Below are 17,951 nucleotides of genomic sequence, written 5' to 3' on the forward strand. Positions count from 1 at the left end.
TGAAATGGCTTGGCCCCTAACTGATGACGGTCAGTTCTACCGGTTTGAGGGTGAAGTCCTCATGCCGGTTGACCCGACGTCCGGTGCCTGCATCATCATGCTTCGGCCCAGTGGCGGCATGGGTGTTGGCATCCCGGCGATTGAGCGTGGCGATGACGGTCTGCCTGCGAACATCGACACAACGATCAACTGGACTCCGTTGGCGCCTGGCGATCCGACGGCGGACTATGCGTACTGGACGCAGATCACCCCGCCGACCGACACCACTGCCGGTATCTACCGGCTGAACCTTGGTCTGCATACGGGTCAGGATGGTGCTGACGGCACAACGACTTTGACGCTTGCGGGTGTTGGCGGCTCGTCGGCGCCGAAGAAAACGGTTGTTGTCAACAACGCGGGTACGGGCTTCGTGTTCCAGTCGCAGAAGGTTGGCGAACTGTTGGTCCCTGCGTCGGTCAGCAACACCGCATCCGGCCTGGGCAACAACACGATCGCGACGTTCGCGGTGGTGTCGAACCGGTTCGATTTCGATTGGCGGCCTGAGCCTGTCGGGCACACGGTCATCACTGGCACTGGCTCGAATGTGCGGGTTGATCTGGTGGCCCGGTTGAACGGTGAGACTGGCGGCAATATCGTCGGCCGCTGCCACGGCATCGCATCGACTGAGCGGCTGCACTTCTCGGGTGTTCCGCCGGCCGGTTCGGCGGACACGTTCAACAAGGTCACCGCGAATGCTGCTGCGACGATCCATGTTCGGGTTGAGCAGCAGTCCGGCTCGGATTCGTTCACCACGTCAGCATCCACGACCCTCGTGGGCGTCAGGGTGCAGCCGATCATATGACCGAGGAGGCGCCGGATTGGGTGTCGTCCACTCCGGGCGCCCCAGTCCACAACCTGCCGACGAAGCAGGACCTGACCTTTCCGTTCACTCCGCAGCAGTTGTTGGAGATCGGCGGGCAGCTGATCGAACAGTTCCTGCGCAGGGTCGTGGAAGCTGTTGTCGGGTTCTTTGTGCCGGGTGCTGGGCCTGCGTTTGATCAGTTGTTTGACTGGGCGCACGATTTGGGTACTGCGGCGTGGGGTGCGTTCAATCAGGTAGGGCAGCTGATTTCGGATATCGGCGGCCATGTCATCGGGGATGTGTCTGCCGCGCTGAACGGCGCGGTGAACGGGTTGGCGTCGCTGGTCAACAACCTGCTGCACAACGCCGGCGCGGTCATCGGCTCCATTCCGCAGACCATTGTCACCGGCCTGAACGGTGCACTGTCCGCGCTCACCTCGGGTGTCGCCGCTGCAACACAGTTCGTGCAGCAAGTCATCGACGCCATCATGTCGGCGCTGCGGGGCATCCCAATCGTCGGCGGCCTGATCCCCGACCTGAACAAAGCAGTCAAGTCCAACAAGGTCGACCAACAGAACTTCACCATCTCCGCGATCGTTTCGGACGTTCGGACCCCGAGTTGGGCTGGCCGGTACGCGATCTCGGACGTCACGTATCCGGAGTTCATCAACAACAAGCTCGCGGTGTTCGGGCAGACGGACGGCGCATCCACTGGTACCGCGCACACCCACACCATCGGCAACGCCAACAGTGCTGAAGCTGAGGCCGCCGGCTGGCTGGTGAATCAGAACGAGTCGCGCGGTTCGTATCTGCCGGTGACGAATACGACGGTGTTCGACACGTTCGGGTTGGTGGCGTGGAAAGTGTCGGGGACGTTGAACAACGTCTACGCCGAGATTTTCAAGGTCAACGACGACGGGTCGCTGCCGACGCGCATCTTCTCGCAAGAGTTCTCGTCATCGATCACCACGACGACGGGCTACTTCGAGTTCACGTTGCCGTCCCGCCTGATCGTGCAGTCGGGGGAGCGGTACTTGTGCCGGTTGCGTAACTCGTCCTCGGTGGCTACTGGGGTGTGGCTGATCGGTATGGAGCTGGTGACGTCTGCGGCACCGAACGGATTCAAGACGGTCGGAGCGACGGACACCAACAAGACGAGCTACACGGCGTCTGAGGCGGCTACCGCGCAGGCTGCCGGTAACACGCTGAACTGGTTCATGCTGGCGGCGAAGAACATGCCCTCGGTGGATAAGTCCTACTCGGATGACTTCAACCGGCTGAACATCGGTGGCCTATGGGTGCGGGCATCCTCGACGGCATCGCTGCCGGACATTTACGAGGAAGCGCTCGGCTACACCGGCTCCAGCGACGGCGACCAAGAAGCCCTGTACATCCGCCCGTGCTCTCGGGACGTGAACCGGGTTGAGGCCAACCTTCACATCAACATGGCGTCAACGGCGAGATGCGGTGTTCTGCTGCACTGTTCGCGAGACTTCGCGCAGGTCGTGTATCTAGGCGTGAATGGCACGTCGGCGAAGATTTACTCGGGTCCGATTGCGTCGTTGTCGGAGCGGGCGTCGTTGTCGTCGGGTGGCACTGCGCGGTGGGCGCTGTACTACGACGAGTCGGCTGACAAGTACGTGGCGCTGAAGGATGGCGCTAACACCGGGTTGCAGTGGACCAGCGTCGGTTCGACGGTGTTGCACGGCTCGGACTATCGCTACGGCGGCACGCGAATCTCCCTGGCCTCAGGTGAAGCTGCCGGGACGATTGACGATTGGGTTCTGCGCGACTGGTACATCGCGGTCCCGGCGACTGTTCAGGCGACGGCAGCTGTCGCATCGATCGCGGCTGGTTCGCCGAGTGTGACTGCTGGGGCGACTGTTGCCCACCCTGCCGCAACGGCATCGGCCACCGGGGGAACTCCGACGGTAACGGCTGGTGCAGTGGCGGCCACAGCTCCCGCGTCGGCAACGGCTACAGCGGGCGACGCAGCCGTTTCGAACAACACCGGCTTCCCATACACATTCCCGTTCAATCTGTCTTAGTCGCAAAGGAATACGCGCATGGCCACCTCGAAGTTCTACGGCAAGTTCTTGCAGAGCTTGTGCAACAAGGAAATCGACATCGACAGCGACACGCTGAAGGTGATGCTCTGCACCAGTTCATACACGCCGGATCAGGATGCGCATCGGTACAAGTCGGATATCACGAACGAAGTGACCGGGACCGGCTACACCGCCGGCGGTGTGACGGTCACCCCGGTGACGGTGTCGTACGACTCGGCGACGAACAAGCTGTCGTTTAGCTCGACGTCGAACCCGACGTGGACGACCTCGACGATAACGGCGCGGTACGCGATCTTGTACGACTCGACGCCCGCCACCGACGCGACTCGGCCTCTGATCCTCTACGTGGACTTCGGCGCCGACATCTCTTCAACGGCGGCGACTTTCAGTGTGCCGTGGGACCCGACCAACGGCATCGGCTACATCACGGCCGCTTAGGAGTTGACGAATGGGCATGCAGATTACGCGGAAGACGGTCGGCGGCACAGGTTGGCCGTTGCGGGACCAGGCCGACATGCTGGCCGCGTTGGCCGAGTTGTCGGCGCAGGGCTGGACGGGGGCCATCTCGTTCGAGGCTGGCGCGTGGCAGTTGCGGTTGTCGGGGGATGGCCGGAACACGGTGAACGCGACTCTCGGGCAGTGGCTTGTTGAGGACGGCGACTTGAAGGCTTTGCCGTGCAGCACTTTCGATGACGGGTACGAGTCGGACACTCCGGTGGAGTTCCCGCAGGTTGTCGAGCAGCCAGTCGAGGCGGTCGTTGAGGAGTCGGTGCCGTTCGGTTCGCTCAAGAGTCCTGATGTGTCGTCGCGGATGGTGGTCAGCTGATGACCGGTCGGCCCCTGAAGACAACGTATGTCACCACCGACGCGTTGACCGCTGCGAACATGAACGACACCAACACCGAGGTCAACGCATCCACCTACACGGGCGTGACGACATCGGTTGCCAACGAACTGGCGCTGTTCAACGGCACTGACGGCAAGGGGCTGAAACGGGCCACGAGCACCGGTGTGGTTGTGGTGAATTCGGGTGTCGTGTCGGCATCCGCACCGGCCGCCGCGTCGGTTGCTACTGGCGAGTCGACAACCTCCGGCACGTACACGGACCTGACGACGACCACCGATCAGGTGACGGTGACGATCGGTCCGAGTGGCATGGCGCTGATATCCATCGCAGCGCAGATCACAAACTCGGGTAGCGCTGGTGTGTCGACGATGTCGTTCGCAGCGAGTGGCGCCAACACGATTGCGGCTGATGATGCGAACTCGATCTTCTACAAGAACCCGTTCGCCGGCGGTAGTGGCGACCGGCATGGTACGTCGAAGCTGTTGACGGGGCTGACGGCTGGTTCGACGACGTTCAAGTTGAAGTACAAGGCCGGCAACACAGGCACTTTCACATACCGCGACATTTCGGTGATTCCGCTATGAGGCGCGCCGCCCCGATCGTTCTGGGGCTTCTTGCTGGTGGCGTCGTGTTCTCGGCTGCGTTCTACGTGTGGCTGGTGTTCGGTGCTGATCCCGACAAAGACCCGTTGCTTTCCTTCTGAAGGGTGTGATCAATGTCGTTGCCTAGCTTCACTTTCACGGGGAATTTGAAGGCGATTGGTGTCGCGGTTTCGGGGGTGTTGTCTGAGTCGGCGTTGGTGAAGGCGCAGGTTCAGTTCACGTCGAATCTGAAGCGGGACCGGCTGCTGGTGTTTGGTGGGACGTCGTATTCGCCGCCGGACACGGTGTACGGCGATGTTTCGGATACGGGGCAGATTTTCGCGAACGACGGCACCACCAATCCGGTGAAGCTGCTCGCCAGCAGCTCTGGACTATCCGCGTCCGGCATCCAATGGACCGCAACTGTCCTCATCCCGGCATCCGTTGGGACACAAAAGGTCACCTACACATTCGAAGCACCCCAAGACGGCGACACCATCGACCTCACCACGGTCATCGCCAACTCAACAACCCCCGCATACCCCACCTACGGGGAAGACGACATCACTCTCATCGACGGAGGAGCCCCGTGACCACATACCTGATCCAATCTCGGCGTGGTACCGCTGCCCAGTGGGCCACCGCCAACCCGATCCTGGCCATCAGCGAACGCGGATTCGAGACCGACACGAAGCGATGGAAGACCGGCGACGGTGCGACGACGTGGAACAGTTTGCCGTACGACGTCGACAAGTCCGATACCCCGCAGCGGGACGTCCCGGTCGCAGTCGGGTCACTGGTAAACCGCACCAAGGCTGTTCAGATCACAACGGCGGGTACGCACCGCACACCGCATTACATCGCGGCGGCGTGCACCAACCTGCGACTCGTGTACACCAACTTCCTCACCGCATACCCATACGACGGGGCAGGTGAGATCACCGCCGCCGACCTGCCCATCGCCGTCGGCCTAGAAGTCAACGGCACCATCTACCGGGCCACCTTCAACGGCCAAACCAACATCACCATCAACGCCTTCGGTGTCACCGTGTCGGACCCTATCGGCGTCGATATCCCCGCCGGGACATGGGTTTACGTCCGCACCTACACGTCGAGCACGAACTACTACGCCGACCACCAAGCAATCCTCGCCGGGTCCGGCGGCTTCACTGCCACCACCGATCTGACGGCACCCGGCTCTGCGGCCATCGCTGACTCCATCAACTACCTGCTCGGACCGGCAGCCGTCCTGGGAACTCCACTGTCGCGCATCCCCACCGTCCTCGGCGTGGGCGACTCGATCATGGGCGCGATCGGTGACCAGTTCTACCCGCCGCAGGAGTTCAACACGACGTACTCCAACGGCGGGCGTGGCGGCTTCCTCGGCCGGGGGGCGAAGAACTACGGTTTCGGCAGCATCAACGTCGGCTGCGGCGGTGAGCTCGCGTCGCAATGGAACACTGTGAACCGCGCTCGCCGTATGGGTTTCGCCCGGTACTGCCGAACCGCGCTCGTCAACTACGGCGTGAACGATCTCGCGGGCGGGGCGTCAGTCGCGACGGTACAGGCGAGCCTGATTATGTTGTGGTCGACACTGGGCGCCATCGGGCTGCGGGTGTTCCAGAACAACATCTTGCCGCAGACGACATCGACGGATCAGTGGCGTACGACCGGGAACCAGACGGTGAAGTCGTGGGAGGCGAATCGGCTGGCGTTGAATGCTTGGTTGCGTGACGGAGCTCCGATGGTCAACGGTGCCGCTGTCGCCGTCGGCACAGCCGGCGCGGTGCGCGCCCGATACTTCCAGGGCAACACTGTCGTTGGGGCGGCATCAGGCGCGCATCCGCTGTACGGAACCGTCGAGGTCGCCGATGCCGCCGAATCGTCGCGGGACTCCGGGAAGTGGAAGCTGCCGTACTCGTCGCGGACGGTCACGGATGCTGTTGTGACGGCGGCGAGTACCACGGTCACGTCGGCCACCGGCAACTTCACGACTCCCGATATCGGCAAGTTCGCGATCATCAATGGCGCGGGTGCGGCGGGAGCTGTGTACACGGGCACGGTCAACAGTGCGGCGCTCACGTCAACGCAGATCAAGGTTTATCTCGCGCCATCGACATCGGTGAACCCAGCGACGATGACGCTCCTCGATGCCGTCACCCGTGACGGCGCGCATCCAGATCCGATGCTGCACGAGGAGATCGCCACCAAGCTGCCCTACTTGCACTTCGTCTGATGCACGTCCTCACCTGGCGCGGTATCCAGATCGCCGCCGCCGAACGATTCCAGCGCCTGTGTATGGAGATGGCGAAACACCCTGCCCGCGTCCAACACCAGATGGACATCACAGCTAGCCGGCCTGCCAGCTTCGTCGAGGTGCTGACGTGATTACCGAAAACGGTTGGCCGTCATGCAATGCCGACGGCTGCGAGTGGACCACAGTCCCCGGAACCACGGTGTCGCTGCAGATTCAGAAGGGGCAGCCGCTCGCGATCATGCGTGCGTACGCCGCGGACTACAACGAGTTCGTCGAGCCGCTGCGCGACGCCGATTCCGCGAGCTGGACACCGACGAACTCCGTCGCGACGTCGAACCATCTCGGCGGCACCGCAATGGATTTGAACTGGGACAGCCACCCGTTCCGTGTCGCGGACGCCGGCTACACCCCGCAGATGATTGCCACGATGGAAGAGTTGATCGACTTCTATGAGGGCACCATGTTCTGGGCGAATGCCTGGGACGACCCCAAAGACGCGATGCACCACCAGATGGGCTACGAAACGTACGGCAACCCGCACACCGCGGACTTCATCGCCCGGAAGATTCGGCCCGACGGCTACAGCACCTTCCGTCGCGGCGGGAGCGCGCCGGCGGGGGATGCCGCGGCAGTCCTGGCGCGCGCGACCGGACTCTCGCTACCTCGGGCAGCCGCCATCCTGCCGCAGGTCCGCGACGGCCTGGCCGCCAGCCAATGCACCACACCGCTCCGGATCGCGATGTGGCTCGCCCAGATCGGCCACGAATCCGACAATTTCAACGCCACCCAGGAGTACGACTCCGGCGCCAACCACGGCGACCCCGCCGAAACCACCGACCGGTGGAAGTACAAGGGCCGCACCTGGATACAGATCACCTGGTCGACCAACTACCAGGCGTTCAGCGGCTGGTGCTACGACCGCGGCCTCGTCACCTCACCGCGCTACTTCCTGGACAACCCGCGAGCGCTGGCCGACCAGAAGTGGGCCGGCCTCGGCCCCGCCTGGTACTGGACCGTCGCCCGATCCCAGATCAACAGCCTCTGCGACCGCGGCGACATCAACGAGGTCACCCGCCTGATCAACGGCGGCTACAACGGCCTCGAGGACTTCAACGGCCAACCCGGACGCCGCACCCGCTACCAGCGCGCACTCGCGCTCGGCGACCAACTCCTCCAATTACTCACCGAGGGAGACGAATTCATGCCAGCACTCACCGACGACGAACAGCACGAGCTGCTCGACCTCGCACGCCAGCAAGCCAAGTACCGCCGCCCATCGCTCTCCCCGCTGCGCTGGCCGCACGAAGGCGACGTCAACACCTGCGCCGGCTTCGCGTGGGCAACCGACGGCAACCTGCACGTGATGCTCGTCGAGAAGCTCGCTGTCGGCTACGGTGACGCACCCGCCATCGCGCTGCTGTACGCAGTCGCGCACACCGACGAAGCTGGGCGCGACTCGGACACGGTGCTTGCCAATAAGATTCTCGCCAAGGTGGCGCCGGCCGACATCACCGCGGCACAGGGACAGATCAAGTCGTGGCTCGACGCTGAGGCCGCGCACCATGCCGCTTAAGCTCGGCGACCGCAACCCGGTGGTCCGCCGCTGGCGCCACGTCATGAACCTCCGGTTCGCCGGGTACGCCCGCAAGCTCGGGCCATTGCCAGACGACACTGACGAGTTCGGCCCGCGCGCGCAGGCCTGGCAGCAGGAGTACGAGCGCCGCACCCTTCAACTAGTCGATGGTGTCGTGTCCGACGGCGACCTCCAGGCGCTCGGCGTCGTCACGCCGCCGCGATACCCGATCCAAGGTGTTGGCGGTGATTCCCGCGCGTACCTGATGCCGCCCGACGCCCCGAGCTTCCAGCGGGACGTCCAGAACTTCGGCGCCGAAGGCCACCGGCTCCACTCGATCCTCCGCTCCAATGGGCCGGCGAGCATCGTGCCGATCGGCTACAGCATGGGCGGCACCAGCGTGAAGCGGTACCTCGACACCGTTCCGCCCGAATGGCGCGACGACATCAAGATGGTCGTCACGTTCGGTGACCCGTCTATGCCGGCCGAGGGTTCGCTGCTCGGGAACCCGCCGGGGGAGGGCATCTCGAAAGAGCCGCAGCCGCAATGGTGCTGGGACCGCTACTACTCATACAGCCTCGACGGCGACTGGTACCCGCGCGCCCGCGGACTGCTGTTCATCCTGTACCAGGTCATCTCCCGGGCTGAACTGACGCTTGAGTTCGCGAGCTGGCTCGTCACCGTGTTCCCGACGCGGGCGATGCAGGAGTTGTTCGGCTCGGCGCCATCAACGGATCCGCTCGCCGGCGTGCTGCGTGGGCTCGGCACAGCGATGAGCACCGGTGGCTCGCAGCAGGTCGGTTTCGCACTGGACCCGATTCGGGTGCTGATGCTGCTGCCTCAGCTCGTACAGCTCCTGGTCGATGCGATCAAGTTCGCGGCATCGAACGCGCATGGCTTGTACGGCGATCCTGCGCACGCCGAGTTCGACGGGCTGACCGCGGTCGACCACGCAGTCCGGACGATCCGCGAGCGCGTACCGAACGCGACTCTGCTGCTGTTCCCCGGCTCCTGGGCTACCTGGGACCAGGGCTTCCCGATGGACGTCGCGCTGCGACTGCAGGCCACCTGAGAGGAATACTCGAATGAAGTTGCCCACCATCACCGCCAAGCAACGCATGTACGCCTACGGTGTCATCGCTGCGGGGCTCGGCGTGCTCACGTTCTATCGGCTGATCGACCCGTCTGCGATCCCGGTGTGGTTGGGATTCGCGGGCGTCGTGCTCGGGATCGCGGGTAACGCAACGGCCGCCGTCAAGCTGAACGGTCAGATCAAAGGCGACCCGGTCGAGTGACCGGTGTGCGTAGGGTCGCCCGACAGTTCTGGACGCTGCTCGACTCCGAGAACGTCCGGCTGTTCGTGTGGCCCTACTACCTGTCTCTGCTGGCGTGGGGGATTTACGCCGCCGCCTGGGCCGATGCGATCACCATCGTCGAACCCGAAATGGGCCACATCACCTACGTGGCATGGATTTGGGCGCACCTCATCGGCACCGTGTCCGTCATGACCGGCCTCGTGTTGCGCGAGGGCGGCAAGACGCTCAATGAGATGACCGCGGTGTCGCTGTTCCGGGACTGGATGGGCTTGTGGCTACAGCTCGGCGGCCACGTCTGCATGGGGCTGGTGCTGATCCTGTACGAAACCTCAGGGATCCGTGGTGCCTACTTCGGGCAGGGCGTCTACTCCCTGTTCCTGGTGCCGCCGTACATCATCGGCTGCACGTTCCTCAGCTTGCAGACCGGCCGGAAACTGTGGCGCGCCGAGACGCTGAACCGCCGATTGGGGACGGACCGATGAGCAACATTGCGACAGTCCTTGTGAGTGTGGCGGGCAGCTCGGTCGTCACCGCGATCATCACCGGCATCCTGACGTTCTCTGTGAATCGTGCGTCGGCGGCGAAGATGCGGGCCGAGGCGGAGAAGATCGCGACCGAGAAGGCGTCGTTGGCGCAGAAGACGGTGCTGGAGTTGTTCGAGTCGACGAACAAGGTGTTGGAGACTCGGTGTGGCCGGTGTGAGAAGCAGCTTGAGAAGGTCGAGGACGTGGTGCGGATCCTTATCGACGCGACCGAGGCTTATGTGACCGCCACCGAGGCCGCGGTCGGTAACACGGCGTTGGATGAGCGGCTTGTGTTGCGTTCGGCGATCTGGGCTGCGAGACAGGCCGTGTGATGCGCTGACTTGTCGGCCGTCGGCGCTAAGCTGACAACTGCAAGCTCGGGTTGATCGCCGAGGACTGCGAGGTGTGAAGCTTGGTGAGCGCCGCCGAAAGCGCGCGGAGGTCGGTTCAAGTCCGATAAACACCCCCATATAAACCGCCCCCGACCTACACGGTCGGGGGCGGTTTTCGTCGTATCATGGACAGGTGCCGGGATGAGGCGCGACAACCATTCCCTCATCGAAAGGCACTCCCATGCAGAACATCACCATCGGCCGCTACAAGCCCTCGCAGCACCTGATCGACACCACGGTTCAGCTCGGACCGAACGCCGCGAACATGGTCGTTGACATCGCCAGCCTGTACGACGGCTGGATTGAGGGCGTCCGAGACGACGGCAGCACGTGGATCATGTGGCTCGACGCGCACGGTAGCCCACAGTGCTTCTGGGCTGAGCGTGAGGATTCGGGCGCGGTCGTCGGGGAGGCGGTCAACCTGCGCCGCGAATCCGATGGAACCGATCAGCCCTCGTAGCCGTCTATACCTGTAGATCGTCCCCGGCTGGTCTCTCCGTCGGCCGGGGGCGATCTGTCTAGGTCACACTTGCCAAGCGTGTCTAGTCCGACCTAGACAACTTCCGAACCTGCCCACGCCGATCGTCATACGCCTGCCACCCACACCCCAAGCACTCGTAGAACACCGCGGCCGTCGCGCCCGTCGGTGGCGACCCCCAGCCGCGTTGAACGTTGCCACGGATGGGCAGACCGAAGCCCACAGCAGACCAGTCGAGGCCGCAGCCGGGGCAGCGCATCGGCATCGTCGACGACCACATGCCGTTGTTCAGCTGCACCGGCCACGCTGTGAACCACGACCAACCAGGCATGAGGCGGACGGTACGGGCAGGGGGGGGTGACATGTGCCGTCGCGGACAGCACGGGTTTGCATAACGCCTGAAGACGGGCCTAGGTGACTGATCTTGACTGATACCAAATCGGCTGGTCAGGTCCCAAAACCGCAAGACACGCAGGGGTTCGAATCCCCTTAGCTCCACAAGTAAAACTCGTTCTGACTTCGGTCAGGGCGGGTTTTCTCGTTTGGTTGGCAGGGTCACTTGCCGGGTGAGACGGCCGAGCAGTTCCTCTCCTGGTGGGGTGACGCGCAGATCGACTGGTACGGACCCGAGAGCTTTCTGGTTGCTTGGACGACGAGCTGAAAACACCGCCTGGCGGATGATTTCCCCGTCGTCTGCGTCATGGGGAGCAACTGATCGCATTCCGCCAGGCGGCGCGCACCGCATGGAGAGCGTCCTTCGCCGATACAGTCAGTCGGGTCTGCCCGGCCAGTTGCGCCTGCCAATCCGCGTCTGATGGCGCACTGCGGAATAGATAGTCCGCAGGGTATTTGTTGGTGGGGCCGAATCGCCGGAATAGTGCGGCAGCGGCCGGATCGATGGCGCCGATTTCGTTGAGCGCCCACAGATCCCAGAGATCGCGAGCTGCGTGCCGATCGGCCCACGTCGCGGTCTTCGACGCGGCGAAGGCGGGCAAGGTCGGCACCGGTAATTCTGCGGGCGGTGCGTCGGCGTAGCGCTGGACCAGAGCGCGGCATTCGGTTGGCCACAGAACTCGATCCCTGGACGACAGCAGCTGCAGTCGTATCGGTTGGCCGTCCGCGGGACGGAGCAGCACGGGGAGCGTGTCTGTGATTGAACTCAATGCGGGTTCGACAGTGAGCCGCCCATGGCTCCGCGCCACTGCGCGGGGGAGGGAGGCATCCAGATCCTGAGCGACCCGCTTGCGATCGCCAAGGGCGATGAGATCGATGTCCTCGCTGAGCCGGCCATCAGGAAGATGCGTGCGGGCCAGTGCAGTCCCACCTATGAACTGGATCCGGTCACCGAACTCCCGACTCAGGAATGCGAGCAGATGAGAGATGAGGTGATCGCGTTCGACTTGTTCGGTGGCTACGCCGAATTGTGTTGCTACGGCGTCACGTTCGTCGAGGTTCATGAATCCGCGTGCACCCAGGCTTCTGCCCGGCGCAGTGATGCCAGCCGACGTTGGTCGGCTGCTAATTCCCGTAGCCGCTTCTCGTCGCTGCGCGCGTACAGTGCAGCGACGGCTGTGGGAACGTCGGTTTCCGCATCGCCGAGGGCGGGGCGATGCGCCAGATCCAGCACGGTCTGCTCGGGCGTGGTCACCAGCGTCGGTCCCAGCTCGGTGCGGATGAGTTCGGCGTCGATGTCACTGGTCTGACGCTTGACGAAGTGCACGACCGCCGGGCGGTCGGAGAGCGTGATCGGGCGATGCTGTTGCGGCACCGCGACGATGGCGGTTGCGAGAGCTCGCGGAATCGCTCCGTGTAGGCGTGCGGCGCTGACACCCATCACGACGCTGTCGTCCGCGCCGTAGATCGCTGCGGCGATCCCGGCGGCGGCGGCTTCAAGGACTGGAATCCATGGCCGCCCCACCATCTCTTGAGGCACAACAACGTAGTAGCCATCGGCAAGGCGGTGAAGTAGTCCGTGTTCGGTGAGTCGCGCGAGCTGTGCTCTCGGGTGGGGATACACGGCAATGGCGTCGCGCGGCCGGATGGTCCGCAACGGAACCCGGGCCAGCGCCGCTGGCATCGGTGTGCTGTGGTCTCGCGCCACGATCACCTCTTGAGTATGCGATTCGTACCTTTTTAGAGTACGAAATGCTTACTTGGTAGGCAAGAGTCGACGGGGCCGCGTGCATCCGCCCGTACCTGGGCATCCGCTTCCTTGGCTCTCGCCATCGGAACTGACCGCACGGTAAGATGCCCGGATGACTCAGCGCAGCATGCCCACTCTCGACGGCGTGACCCATGAATATGTGCAGGCCGGTGACGTGAAGATCCACGTCGCCGTGGCCGGACCGGAGGGTGGGCGCCCAGTCGTGCTGCTGCACGGCTGGCCGGAGAACTGGTGGATGTGGCACAAAGTGATTCCCGCGCTGGCCGATGCCGGCTACCGGGTGCACGCCATGGATCTGCGCGGTGCCGGCTGGAGCGAGGTCACCCCGAAGGGCTATGAGAAGGAGCAGTTCGCCTCCGACGTGCTGGCCGCGGCGACCGCGCTGGGGCTCGACTCCTTCGACTTGGTCGGCCACGACTGGGGCGGCTGGACCGCGCAGCTGGTAGCGCTGAAGGCACCGTCGCGGATCACGCGGCTGGCCATCCTCAACATTCCGCCGGTGTGGCAGGAGCCGGGCCGGGTGGCCCGACATGCCCACAAATTGGCGTACCAACTCGTCGTGGGCGCCCCTGGTGTCGGGCCGCTCTCGCACCTGTCGCCGACGCTGTGGTGGTTCATCCGTCGCAGCGGCATGCCCCAGGAGTCGGTGGACTTCTTCCGCAGCTGCTTCCGCGATCGGGACCGTCGCGTGGCGGGTTCCAAGATCTACCGGTCGATGGTCGGCAAGGAGTTCGCCAAGCTCGCGCGCGGGCCCTACGACGACCAGAAACTCGCGATGCCGGTGCGGGTGCTGTTCGGTCTCGACGACGTGGCCGTGCACCCGTCGCTGCTGGATGGCTTCACCGACCACGCCGACGATCTGAACATCACCGAGGTGCCCAACTGCGGTCACTTCATCATCGACGAGCAGCCCGAACTTGTGATCAAGTGGCTCTCGGACGTGCTGGCAGAGCCGCTGAAGAGTTGATGTAGCGAATCCGCCCCAACTGCCTCGGTCGGCGACCGGGATGACAAGAATGGACTGATGGCGAATTCCGAGCTCGTACCGTTCGGCGAGCTGTCCAATGAGTTGGCCCTGGTAGAGGAAGTCGAACCTCCTGGGCTTCCGGGCAGCAATCCCACCCTGGCGCTGCAGCACATGGAGGCCGCGCTGGTGCGCGCCGACCTCGAATGCCCCGACGTGCTCAGCGCCGAGCAGTTCCGGCGCCTGCGCTACCTCTTGAGCTTCGCGCGGCTGACGGTCTTCGAACCGGGTGCGGCCGGTCCGGGCGGTACCCGCGGCCGCGGCGACGTCACGGTCGGCGACGAGATCAGTGGCTTCCGGAGCCGAGTGATCGACGCGCTGTACAACCCGCTCCGTGGCCGCACCTCGGCGCAGGAACGGTTGGACGCGGCGAAGGCAGTCCTCGCGAACTTCGCAGAGGATGTGGAGTACGAACGGTCGTTGCTGCTGGAGCGCCACGGCAACGACTTCTCGGCGGCCGAACTCGATACCGAGCTCGGCTACAAGACCTACGTCGCCGTCCTGGGCGGTGGTGGCGGCGCCGGCTACGTCTACCTCGGCGGGATGCAGCGCATGCTGGCGGCGGGTCTGCCGCCCGCCTACATGCTGACCAACTCCTTCGGCGCCATCGTGGGCAGTGTGATGGCCCGCGTACTGCCGGTGCCCATCGAGGACTACGTCGCGTGGGCGAAGACCGTCACCTACCGCGGAGTCCTGGCCCCGGCCAGGACCCGGCGGCGCCACGGCCTCAACGGACTGTTCTCACTGCAGTTCGACGAGTTCGCCAAAGAGATGTTCACCCGCGAAGACGGTGAGCCGATGCGGATGACGGATCTGGCGATCCCGTACGAAACCGTCGTCGCCGGGGTCCGGAAACAGTCGTTCGACCGCTTACCCGGGCAGTTCCATCCGTCGCACTTCACGATGATGGGGGTGCGGGCGCTCGAACACCTCAAGCTGGGCTACGCGCCAGGCGTCGTCAACCGGCTGTGGCAGGTCGCGGCATTCATCGACTCCCGCGTCGTCAAGCCGATCGTGCTGGGCGGCGACGACCTGACGGCTGACTTCAATGTTGTTGACGCCGCGAGCTTTTCATCGGCAATCCCGGGAATTCTGCATCACGAGTCCAGTGATCCGCGCATGTGGGGCCTGCTCGACCAGTTGCTCGTGGAGAAGGACGTCGCCGCCTTGGTCGACGGGGGAGCGGCCAGTAACGTCCCAATTGAGCTGGCGTGGAAGCGCATTCAAGACGGTCGCCTCGGCACCCGCAATGCGTGCTTCATCGGCTGGGACTGCTTCCACCCGCAGTGGAATCCGAGACACCTTTGGCTGCAACCCATCACCCAGGCCTTGCAGCTTCAGATGGTGCGCAACGCACCTTTCGCGGACCGGGTCATCAGGTTCAGCCCGACGCTGTCCCCGGTCACGTTGGCGGCCGCGCCGGAAGCCATCGATCGCGCGATCGAGTGGGGCAACGCGTCGGTCGAGAGCTCGGTGCCGTTCGTGCAGCGGCTGACCGAGCCGGTGTGGTGGCAAGGAGATCAGCCGCCGCAGGTCGATCGCACGCCGGCGCGCATCTCCGCGCCGCTGCAGCCGATGACCACCATTCTCGACGGAGCCCGACGGGCCGCCGAGTACGTACCGCGGGTCACCCGGGTGCGCCGTCGGGTTGCCGCTGTTGGAGAACGCATCCGGCGGTCGCAGTAACGAGCCGTCGAGGCGACCCGCACCCGCAATGTCAGCCCGCCGGTGGTGGTGCCGCGTCGGGTGGGGGCGGGGGACCGGCCACGAAGGACACACCCGACGCATGCAGGGAGCATGAACCGGTTGGTACAGTCGAGGAGTCGTTCGCCGGGACAAAGATGTTGTCCTGCTTGACTTCCGGGTCGATATGGTCAGTAGACCCGCCCGAGTAGTAACCCCCACCGGGGCCGCCGGAATGGAATGTTGCGGGTGTGGAGTATTCGCCACCAGCGCATGACGTCGTCATGGCGACGGTGTAGGCCTTGAGTGTCGATCGACATGCTGATCTCCGTGATGCCGCGAGTTGCTGTTTCACTCATCGCCGTGTGCTCGTGGTGACCGGTGCGTGGACGATGCCCGTCTTGTTCGGGGGTTTCGTGCCTTGCTCGGGCGTCACATCACTGCCGGGAATGCTGTCGTCGCAGAACCCGTCCGGTCCTGCACATTGGCCGCTGGTTTCCGCATCATTGATTTGCTTTTGAGCCCTCTGGTGCCCGTTGTCGACCTGTAGACAGTTCGGCGTGCCCTCGTTGCAGGTGGCGAATGCAGGGGCGGCCGACCATGTCGAACCGATGAGCATTAGGGCGGGTGCCGCCGTGGATGCGGCTGCCACACCTACCGCCGTCATGAACTTCTTGGCTGTGGTGTTGTGGGTGCTCTTCATGTACGTGGTTTCCTGTCTTGGTTTGGGCCCCGGGGTGAGGCCTCGCCTACAGGTAAGTGCGTCTGGCGAGTCCCCGTTACTGAGTCCACCCGGTCATAGAGTCGGGTTGGTTTTATCCGTTCTCAGGTGATGCTGCAGGCCACCGGGGTGTGGGTGCACCGGCAGGCAGCAGCGTACTCGGCTGGCGTGCGGTAGCCCAGTGCCGAGTGGCGGTGTCGGTGATTGTGCTCGTGCTTGAAGTCGCCGATGACCACGCGGGCCTCGAACAGGGTGTTCCAGTAATTACGGTTGAGGCACTCCTTGCGTAGCCGGTTGTTGAACGATTCGATGTAGCCGTTGTCCCACGGGCAGCCCGGCGGTATGTACACCATTCCGGTCCTGTTCTCGCAGAACCGTTGCAGCGCTTGAGAAACCATCTCCGGTCCGTTATCCAGGCGCAGCACCTTCGGCGGGCCACCATTAGCGGCAAACACCTTCTTCAATTCCTCGACCAGGCGCTCGCCGGTGATCGAACGCTCCACCAGGTTCAGCAGCGACTCGCGGGTGTGCTCGTCGATCATCGAGGCGATCTTGATGGCCTTACCGTCGATGGTGGAGTCGAACTGGAAGTCGATCGCCCACACCACCTTCGGCGCATCGGCGATGATCGGCGGCACCGAGGAGATGCCCGCCCGCTTCCGCGGACTGTGCACACGGACCTGCAGGCCTTCTTCGCGCCACAGCCGGTGGATCTTCTTCTTGTTGACCTCACGGCGCTCGTCGTAGCGCAGTGTCGCCCAGGCGCGCCGGAACCCGTGGCAGGGATGTTTGGTGGCGTAGGCGCGCAGCCAGGCCCTCATCTCGGCGTCCGGATCGGTCGGGGTCTGCGCCAACGGCAGGCGGCGGTAGGTGGAGCGGGCCAGCCCAACGGCCTTGCACGCCAGCCGCTCCGACATACTCAACGTCTCCTTGAGCATGTCCACGGCGCGGCGCTTGGCAGCTGGGCTCAGAATTTTCCCTTCGCGACCTCCCGCAACGCGTCCTTCTCCAATTCGGCTTCGGCCAGCAGCCGCTTGAGGCGCCCGTTCTGCTCGCGCAGCTCTTTGAGCTCTTTGGCGGCATCGGTGTCCATGCCGCCGTAGGTGCGCCGCCAGTTGTACAGCGTGGCCGGCGAGACCTGCAGCTCGGCGGCGATCTCCTCGCCAGTCTTGCCCTCGGCAGCCAGCTCATCTGCCCGGCGCAGTTTGCGCACGATGTCCTCCGCGGAATTCCGCTTCCGACCAGCCATGTGTTCATCGTCCCTTCTGGCCCGACATCGGGCCACAGGACTCTAAAACGGGTTGGACTCATTCAGCGGGAACACGCCACGTCGACCAACCGAAAGCGGGACAGTTTTTCGAGATCCATTCGACCGCGCGCGTGGACACGCGGGCACCACCGTAGCTCCGAAAAGATCTCTCGAAAAGTTGTCCCCGCGTCATGGGTTCGCGGCTCCTACCTATGACGGCAGCCATGCGCGC

The 17,951-nt window shown here is 64.1% G+C and carries 21 protein-coding genes; 17 read left to right on the top strand and 4 right to left on the bottom strand.

Features of this window, described 5'->3' with window-relative positions:
- The first annotated feature begins 4 nt into the window (after positions 1-4).
- From A7G45_RS27765 to A7G45_RS27835, 15 genes are all read left to right on the top strand, one after another.
- Positions 5-841: a hypothetical protein gene (locus A7G45_RS27765; RefSeq protein WP_260941639.1), complete on the top strand. Its 837-nt coding sequence runs from the start codon at positions 5-7 to the stop codon at positions 839-841.
- The gene (locus tag A7G45_RS27770) at positions 838-2,889 is read left to right on the top strand and encodes a phage tail family protein (protein ID WP_260941641.1); all 2,052 of its coding nucleotides are present in this window, start codon (positions 838-840) and stop codon (positions 2,887-2,889) included. Before A7G45_RS27765 ends, A7G45_RS27770 begins: the two co-directional genes overlap by 4 nt.
- 18 nt (positions 2,890-2,907) lie before the next feature.
- A complete protein-coding gene (locus tag A7G45_RS27775; RefSeq protein ID WP_260941642.1) occupies positions 2,908-3,348 on the top strand; it encodes a hypothetical protein in 441 nt (146 codons plus the stop codon).
- Between the two features lie 10 nt (positions 3,349-3,358).
- Positions 3,359-3,736, top strand: coding sequence for a hypothetical protein (locus A7G45_RS27780; RefSeq protein ID WP_260941644.1), 378 nt, complete (start codon positions 3,359-3,361; stop codon positions 3,734-3,736).
- Positions 3,736-4,341 (top strand): hypothetical protein, encoded by a 606-nt coding sequence (locus tag A7G45_RS27785; protein ID WP_260941646.1) that lies wholly within the window; start codon positions 3,736-3,738, stop codon positions 4,339-4,341. The genes A7G45_RS27780 and A7G45_RS27785 overlap by 1 nt, the downstream gene beginning before the upstream one ends.
- Positions 4,338-4,460, top strand: coding sequence for a hypothetical protein (locus tag A7G45_RS27790; protein ID WP_260941648.1), 123 nt, complete (start codon positions 4,338-4,340; stop codon positions 4,458-4,460). The genes A7G45_RS27785 and A7G45_RS27790 overlap by 4 nt, the downstream gene beginning before the upstream one ends.
- Positions 4,461-4,535: 75 nt before the next feature.
- The gene (locus A7G45_RS27795) at positions 4,536-4,931 is read left to right on the top strand and encodes a hypothetical protein (RefSeq protein WP_260941649.1); all 396 of its coding nucleotides are present in this window, start codon (positions 4,536-4,538) and stop codon (positions 4,929-4,931) included.
- The gene (locus A7G45_RS27800) at positions 4,928-6,574 is read left to right on the top strand and encodes a hyaluronate lyase N-terminal domain-containing protein (RefSeq protein ID WP_260941651.1); all 1,647 of its coding nucleotides are present in this window, start codon (positions 4,928-4,930) and stop codon (positions 6,572-6,574) included. The genes A7G45_RS27795 and A7G45_RS27800 overlap by 4 nt, the downstream gene beginning before the upstream one ends.
- Entirely contained in the window at positions 6,574-6,726 is a 153-nt protein-coding gene (locus A7G45_RS27805; RefSeq protein ID WP_260941653.1) for a hypothetical protein, read from the top strand. Before A7G45_RS27800 ends, A7G45_RS27805 begins: the two co-directional genes overlap by 1 nt.
- On the top strand, positions 6,723-8,168 hold the full coding sequence (locus A7G45_RS27810) for a glycoside hydrolase family 19 protein (protein ID WP_260941655.1): 1,446 nt from the start codon (positions 6,723-6,725) through the stop codon (positions 8,166-8,168). Before A7G45_RS27805 ends, A7G45_RS27810 begins: the two co-directional genes overlap by 4 nt.
- Positions 8,158-9,240 carry an alpha/beta hydrolase family protein gene (locus A7G45_RS27815; protein WP_260941656.1) on the top strand — a complete coding sequence of 361 codons (1,083 nt, stop codon included), beginning with the start codon at positions 8,158-8,160 and terminating at the stop codon, positions 9,238-9,240. The genes A7G45_RS27810 and A7G45_RS27815 overlap by 11 nt, the downstream gene beginning before the upstream one ends.
- A 13-nt stretch (positions 9,241-9,253) precedes the next feature.
- Positions 9,254-9,463: a hypothetical protein gene (locus A7G45_RS27820; RefSeq protein WP_260941659.1), complete on the top strand. Its 210-nt coding sequence runs from the start codon at positions 9,254-9,256 to the stop codon at positions 9,461-9,463.
- Positions 9,460-9,966: a hypothetical protein gene (locus A7G45_RS27825; RefSeq protein WP_260941661.1), complete on the top strand. Its 507-nt coding sequence runs from the start codon at positions 9,460-9,462 to the stop codon at positions 9,964-9,966. The genes A7G45_RS27820 and A7G45_RS27825 overlap by 4 nt, the downstream gene beginning before the upstream one ends.
- A complete protein-coding gene (locus tag A7G45_RS27830) occupies positions 9,963-10,340 on the top strand; it encodes a hypothetical protein (RefSeq protein WP_260941663.1) in 378 nt (125 codons plus the stop codon). Before A7G45_RS27825 ends, A7G45_RS27830 begins: the two co-directional genes overlap by 4 nt.
- 241 nt (positions 10,341-10,581) lie before the next feature.
- Complete coding sequence (locus tag A7G45_RS27835) at positions 10,582-10,860, top strand: hypothetical protein (RefSeq protein ID WP_260941667.1); 279 nt, start codon at positions 10,582-10,584, stop codon at positions 10,858-10,860.
- Positions 10,861-11,576: 716 nt separating this feature from the next.
- Here the strand turns inward: A7G45_RS27835 and A7G45_RS27840 are convergent.
- The gene (locus A7G45_RS27840) at positions 11,577-12,335 is read right to left on the bottom strand and encodes a nucleotidyl transferase AbiEii/AbiGii toxin family protein (protein ID WP_260941668.1); all 759 of its coding nucleotides are present in this window, start codon (positions 12,333-12,335) and stop codon (positions 11,577-11,579) included.
- Positions 12,332-12,979, bottom strand: coding sequence for a type IV toxin-antitoxin system AbiEi family antitoxin domain-containing protein (locus A7G45_RS27845; RefSeq protein ID WP_260942215.1), 648 nt, complete (start codon positions 12,977-12,979; stop codon positions 12,332-12,334). Before A7G45_RS27845 ends, A7G45_RS27840 begins: the two co-directional genes overlap by 4 nt.
- Positions 12,980-13,133: 154 nt before the next feature.
- Here A7G45_RS27845 and A7G45_RS27850 point away from each other — a divergent pair, with 154 nt between their 5' ends.
- Entirely contained in the window at positions 13,134-14,009 is an 876-nt protein-coding gene (locus A7G45_RS27850; RefSeq protein WP_043985442.1) for an alpha/beta fold hydrolase, read from the top strand.
- Between the two features lie 57 nt (positions 14,010-14,066).
- A complete protein-coding gene (locus A7G45_RS27855) occupies positions 14,067-15,752 on the top strand; it encodes a patatin-like phospholipase family protein (protein WP_260941671.1) in 1,686 nt (561 codons plus the stop codon).
- Between the two features lie 352 nt (positions 15,753-16,104).
- Here A7G45_RS27855 and A7G45_RS27860 read toward each other — a convergent pair whose 3' ends face one another.
- Both A7G45_RS27860 and A7G45_RS27865 read right to left on the bottom strand, forming a co-directional pair.
- Complete coding sequence (locus A7G45_RS27860) at positions 16,105-16,452, bottom strand: hypothetical protein (protein WP_260941673.1); 348 nt, start codon at positions 16,450-16,452, stop codon at positions 16,105-16,107.
- A gap of 122 nt (positions 16,453-16,574) precedes the next feature.
- Positions 16,575-17,719, bottom strand: a protein-coding gene (locus tag A7G45_RS27865; protein ID WP_407667536.1) for an IS3 family transposase whose coding sequence is annotated in 2 segments (ribosomal slippage) — positions 16,575-17,455 and positions 17,455-17,719 — 1,146 coding nt in all. Because the reading frame shifts where the segments join, the coding sequence is not laid out codon by codon here.
- Between the last annotated feature and the right edge of the window lie 232 nt (positions 17,720-17,951).

Origin of the sequence: Mycolicibacterium llatzerense (assembly GCF_025331195.1) — a bacterium.
In the GTDB taxonomy this organism is placed as follows: domain Bacteria; phylum Actinomycetota; class Actinomycetes; order Mycobacteriales; family Mycobacteriaceae; genus Mycobacterium; species Mycobacterium llatzerense.

Excerpts from the sequence above, each read along its gene's own strand:
- A7G45_RS27765 (WP_260941639.1), top strand. The coding sequence starts at position 5 with ATGGCTTGGCCCCTAACTGATGACGGTCAGTTCTACCGGTTTGAGGGT.
- A7G45_RS27770 (WP_260941641.1), top strand. The coding sequence starts at position 838 with ATGACCGAGGAGGCGCCGGATTGGGTGTCGTCCACTCCGGGCGCCCCA.
- A7G45_RS27775 (WP_260941642.1), top strand. The coding sequence starts at position 2,908 with ATGGCCACCTCGAAGTTCTACGGCAAGTTCTTGCAGAGCTTGTGCAAC.
- A7G45_RS27780 (WP_260941644.1), top strand. The coding sequence starts at position 3,359 with ATGGGCATGCAGATTACGCGGAAGACGGTCGGCGGCACAGGTTGGCCG.
- A7G45_RS27785 (WP_260941646.1), top strand. The coding sequence starts at position 3,736 with ATGACCGGTCGGCCCCTGAAGACAACGTATGTCACCACCGACGCGTTG.
- A7G45_RS27790 (WP_260941648.1), top strand. The coding sequence starts at position 4,338 with ATGAGGCGCGCCGCCCCGATCGTTCTGGGGCTTCTTGCTGGTGGCGTC.
- A7G45_RS27805 (WP_260941653.1), top strand. The coding sequence starts at position 6,574 with ATGCACGTCCTCACCTGGCGCGGTATCCAGATCGCCGCCGCCGAACGA.
- A7G45_RS27815 (WP_260941656.1), top strand. The coding sequence starts at position 8,158 with ATGCCGCTTAAGCTCGGCGACCGCAACCCGGTGGTCCGCCGCTGGCGC.
- A7G45_RS27820 (WP_260941659.1), top strand. The coding sequence starts at position 9,254 with ATGAAGTTGCCCACCATCACCGCCAAGCAACGCATGTACGCCTACGGT.
- A7G45_RS27830 (WP_260941663.1), top strand. The coding sequence starts at position 9,963 with ATGAGCAACATTGCGACAGTCCTTGTGAGTGTGGCGGGCAGCTCGGTC.
- A7G45_RS27835 (WP_260941667.1), top strand. The coding sequence starts at position 10,582 with ATGCAGAACATCACCATCGGCCGCTACAAGCCCTCGCAGCACCTGATC.
- A7G45_RS27840 (WP_260941668.1), bottom strand. The coding sequence starts at position 12,335 with ATGAACCTCGACGAACGTGACGCCGTAGCAACACAATTCGGCGTAGCC.
- A7G45_RS27850 (WP_043985442.1), top strand. The coding sequence starts at position 13,134 with ATGACTCAGCGCAGCATGCCCACTCTCGACGGCGTGACCCATGAATAT.
- A7G45_RS27855 (WP_260941671.1), top strand. The coding sequence starts at position 14,067 with ATGGCGAATTCCGAGCTCGTACCGTTCGGCGAGCTGTCCAATGAGTTG.
- A7G45_RS27860 (WP_260941673.1), bottom strand. The coding sequence starts at position 16,452 with ATGAAGAGCACCCACAACACCACAGCCAAGAAGTTCATGACGGCGGTA.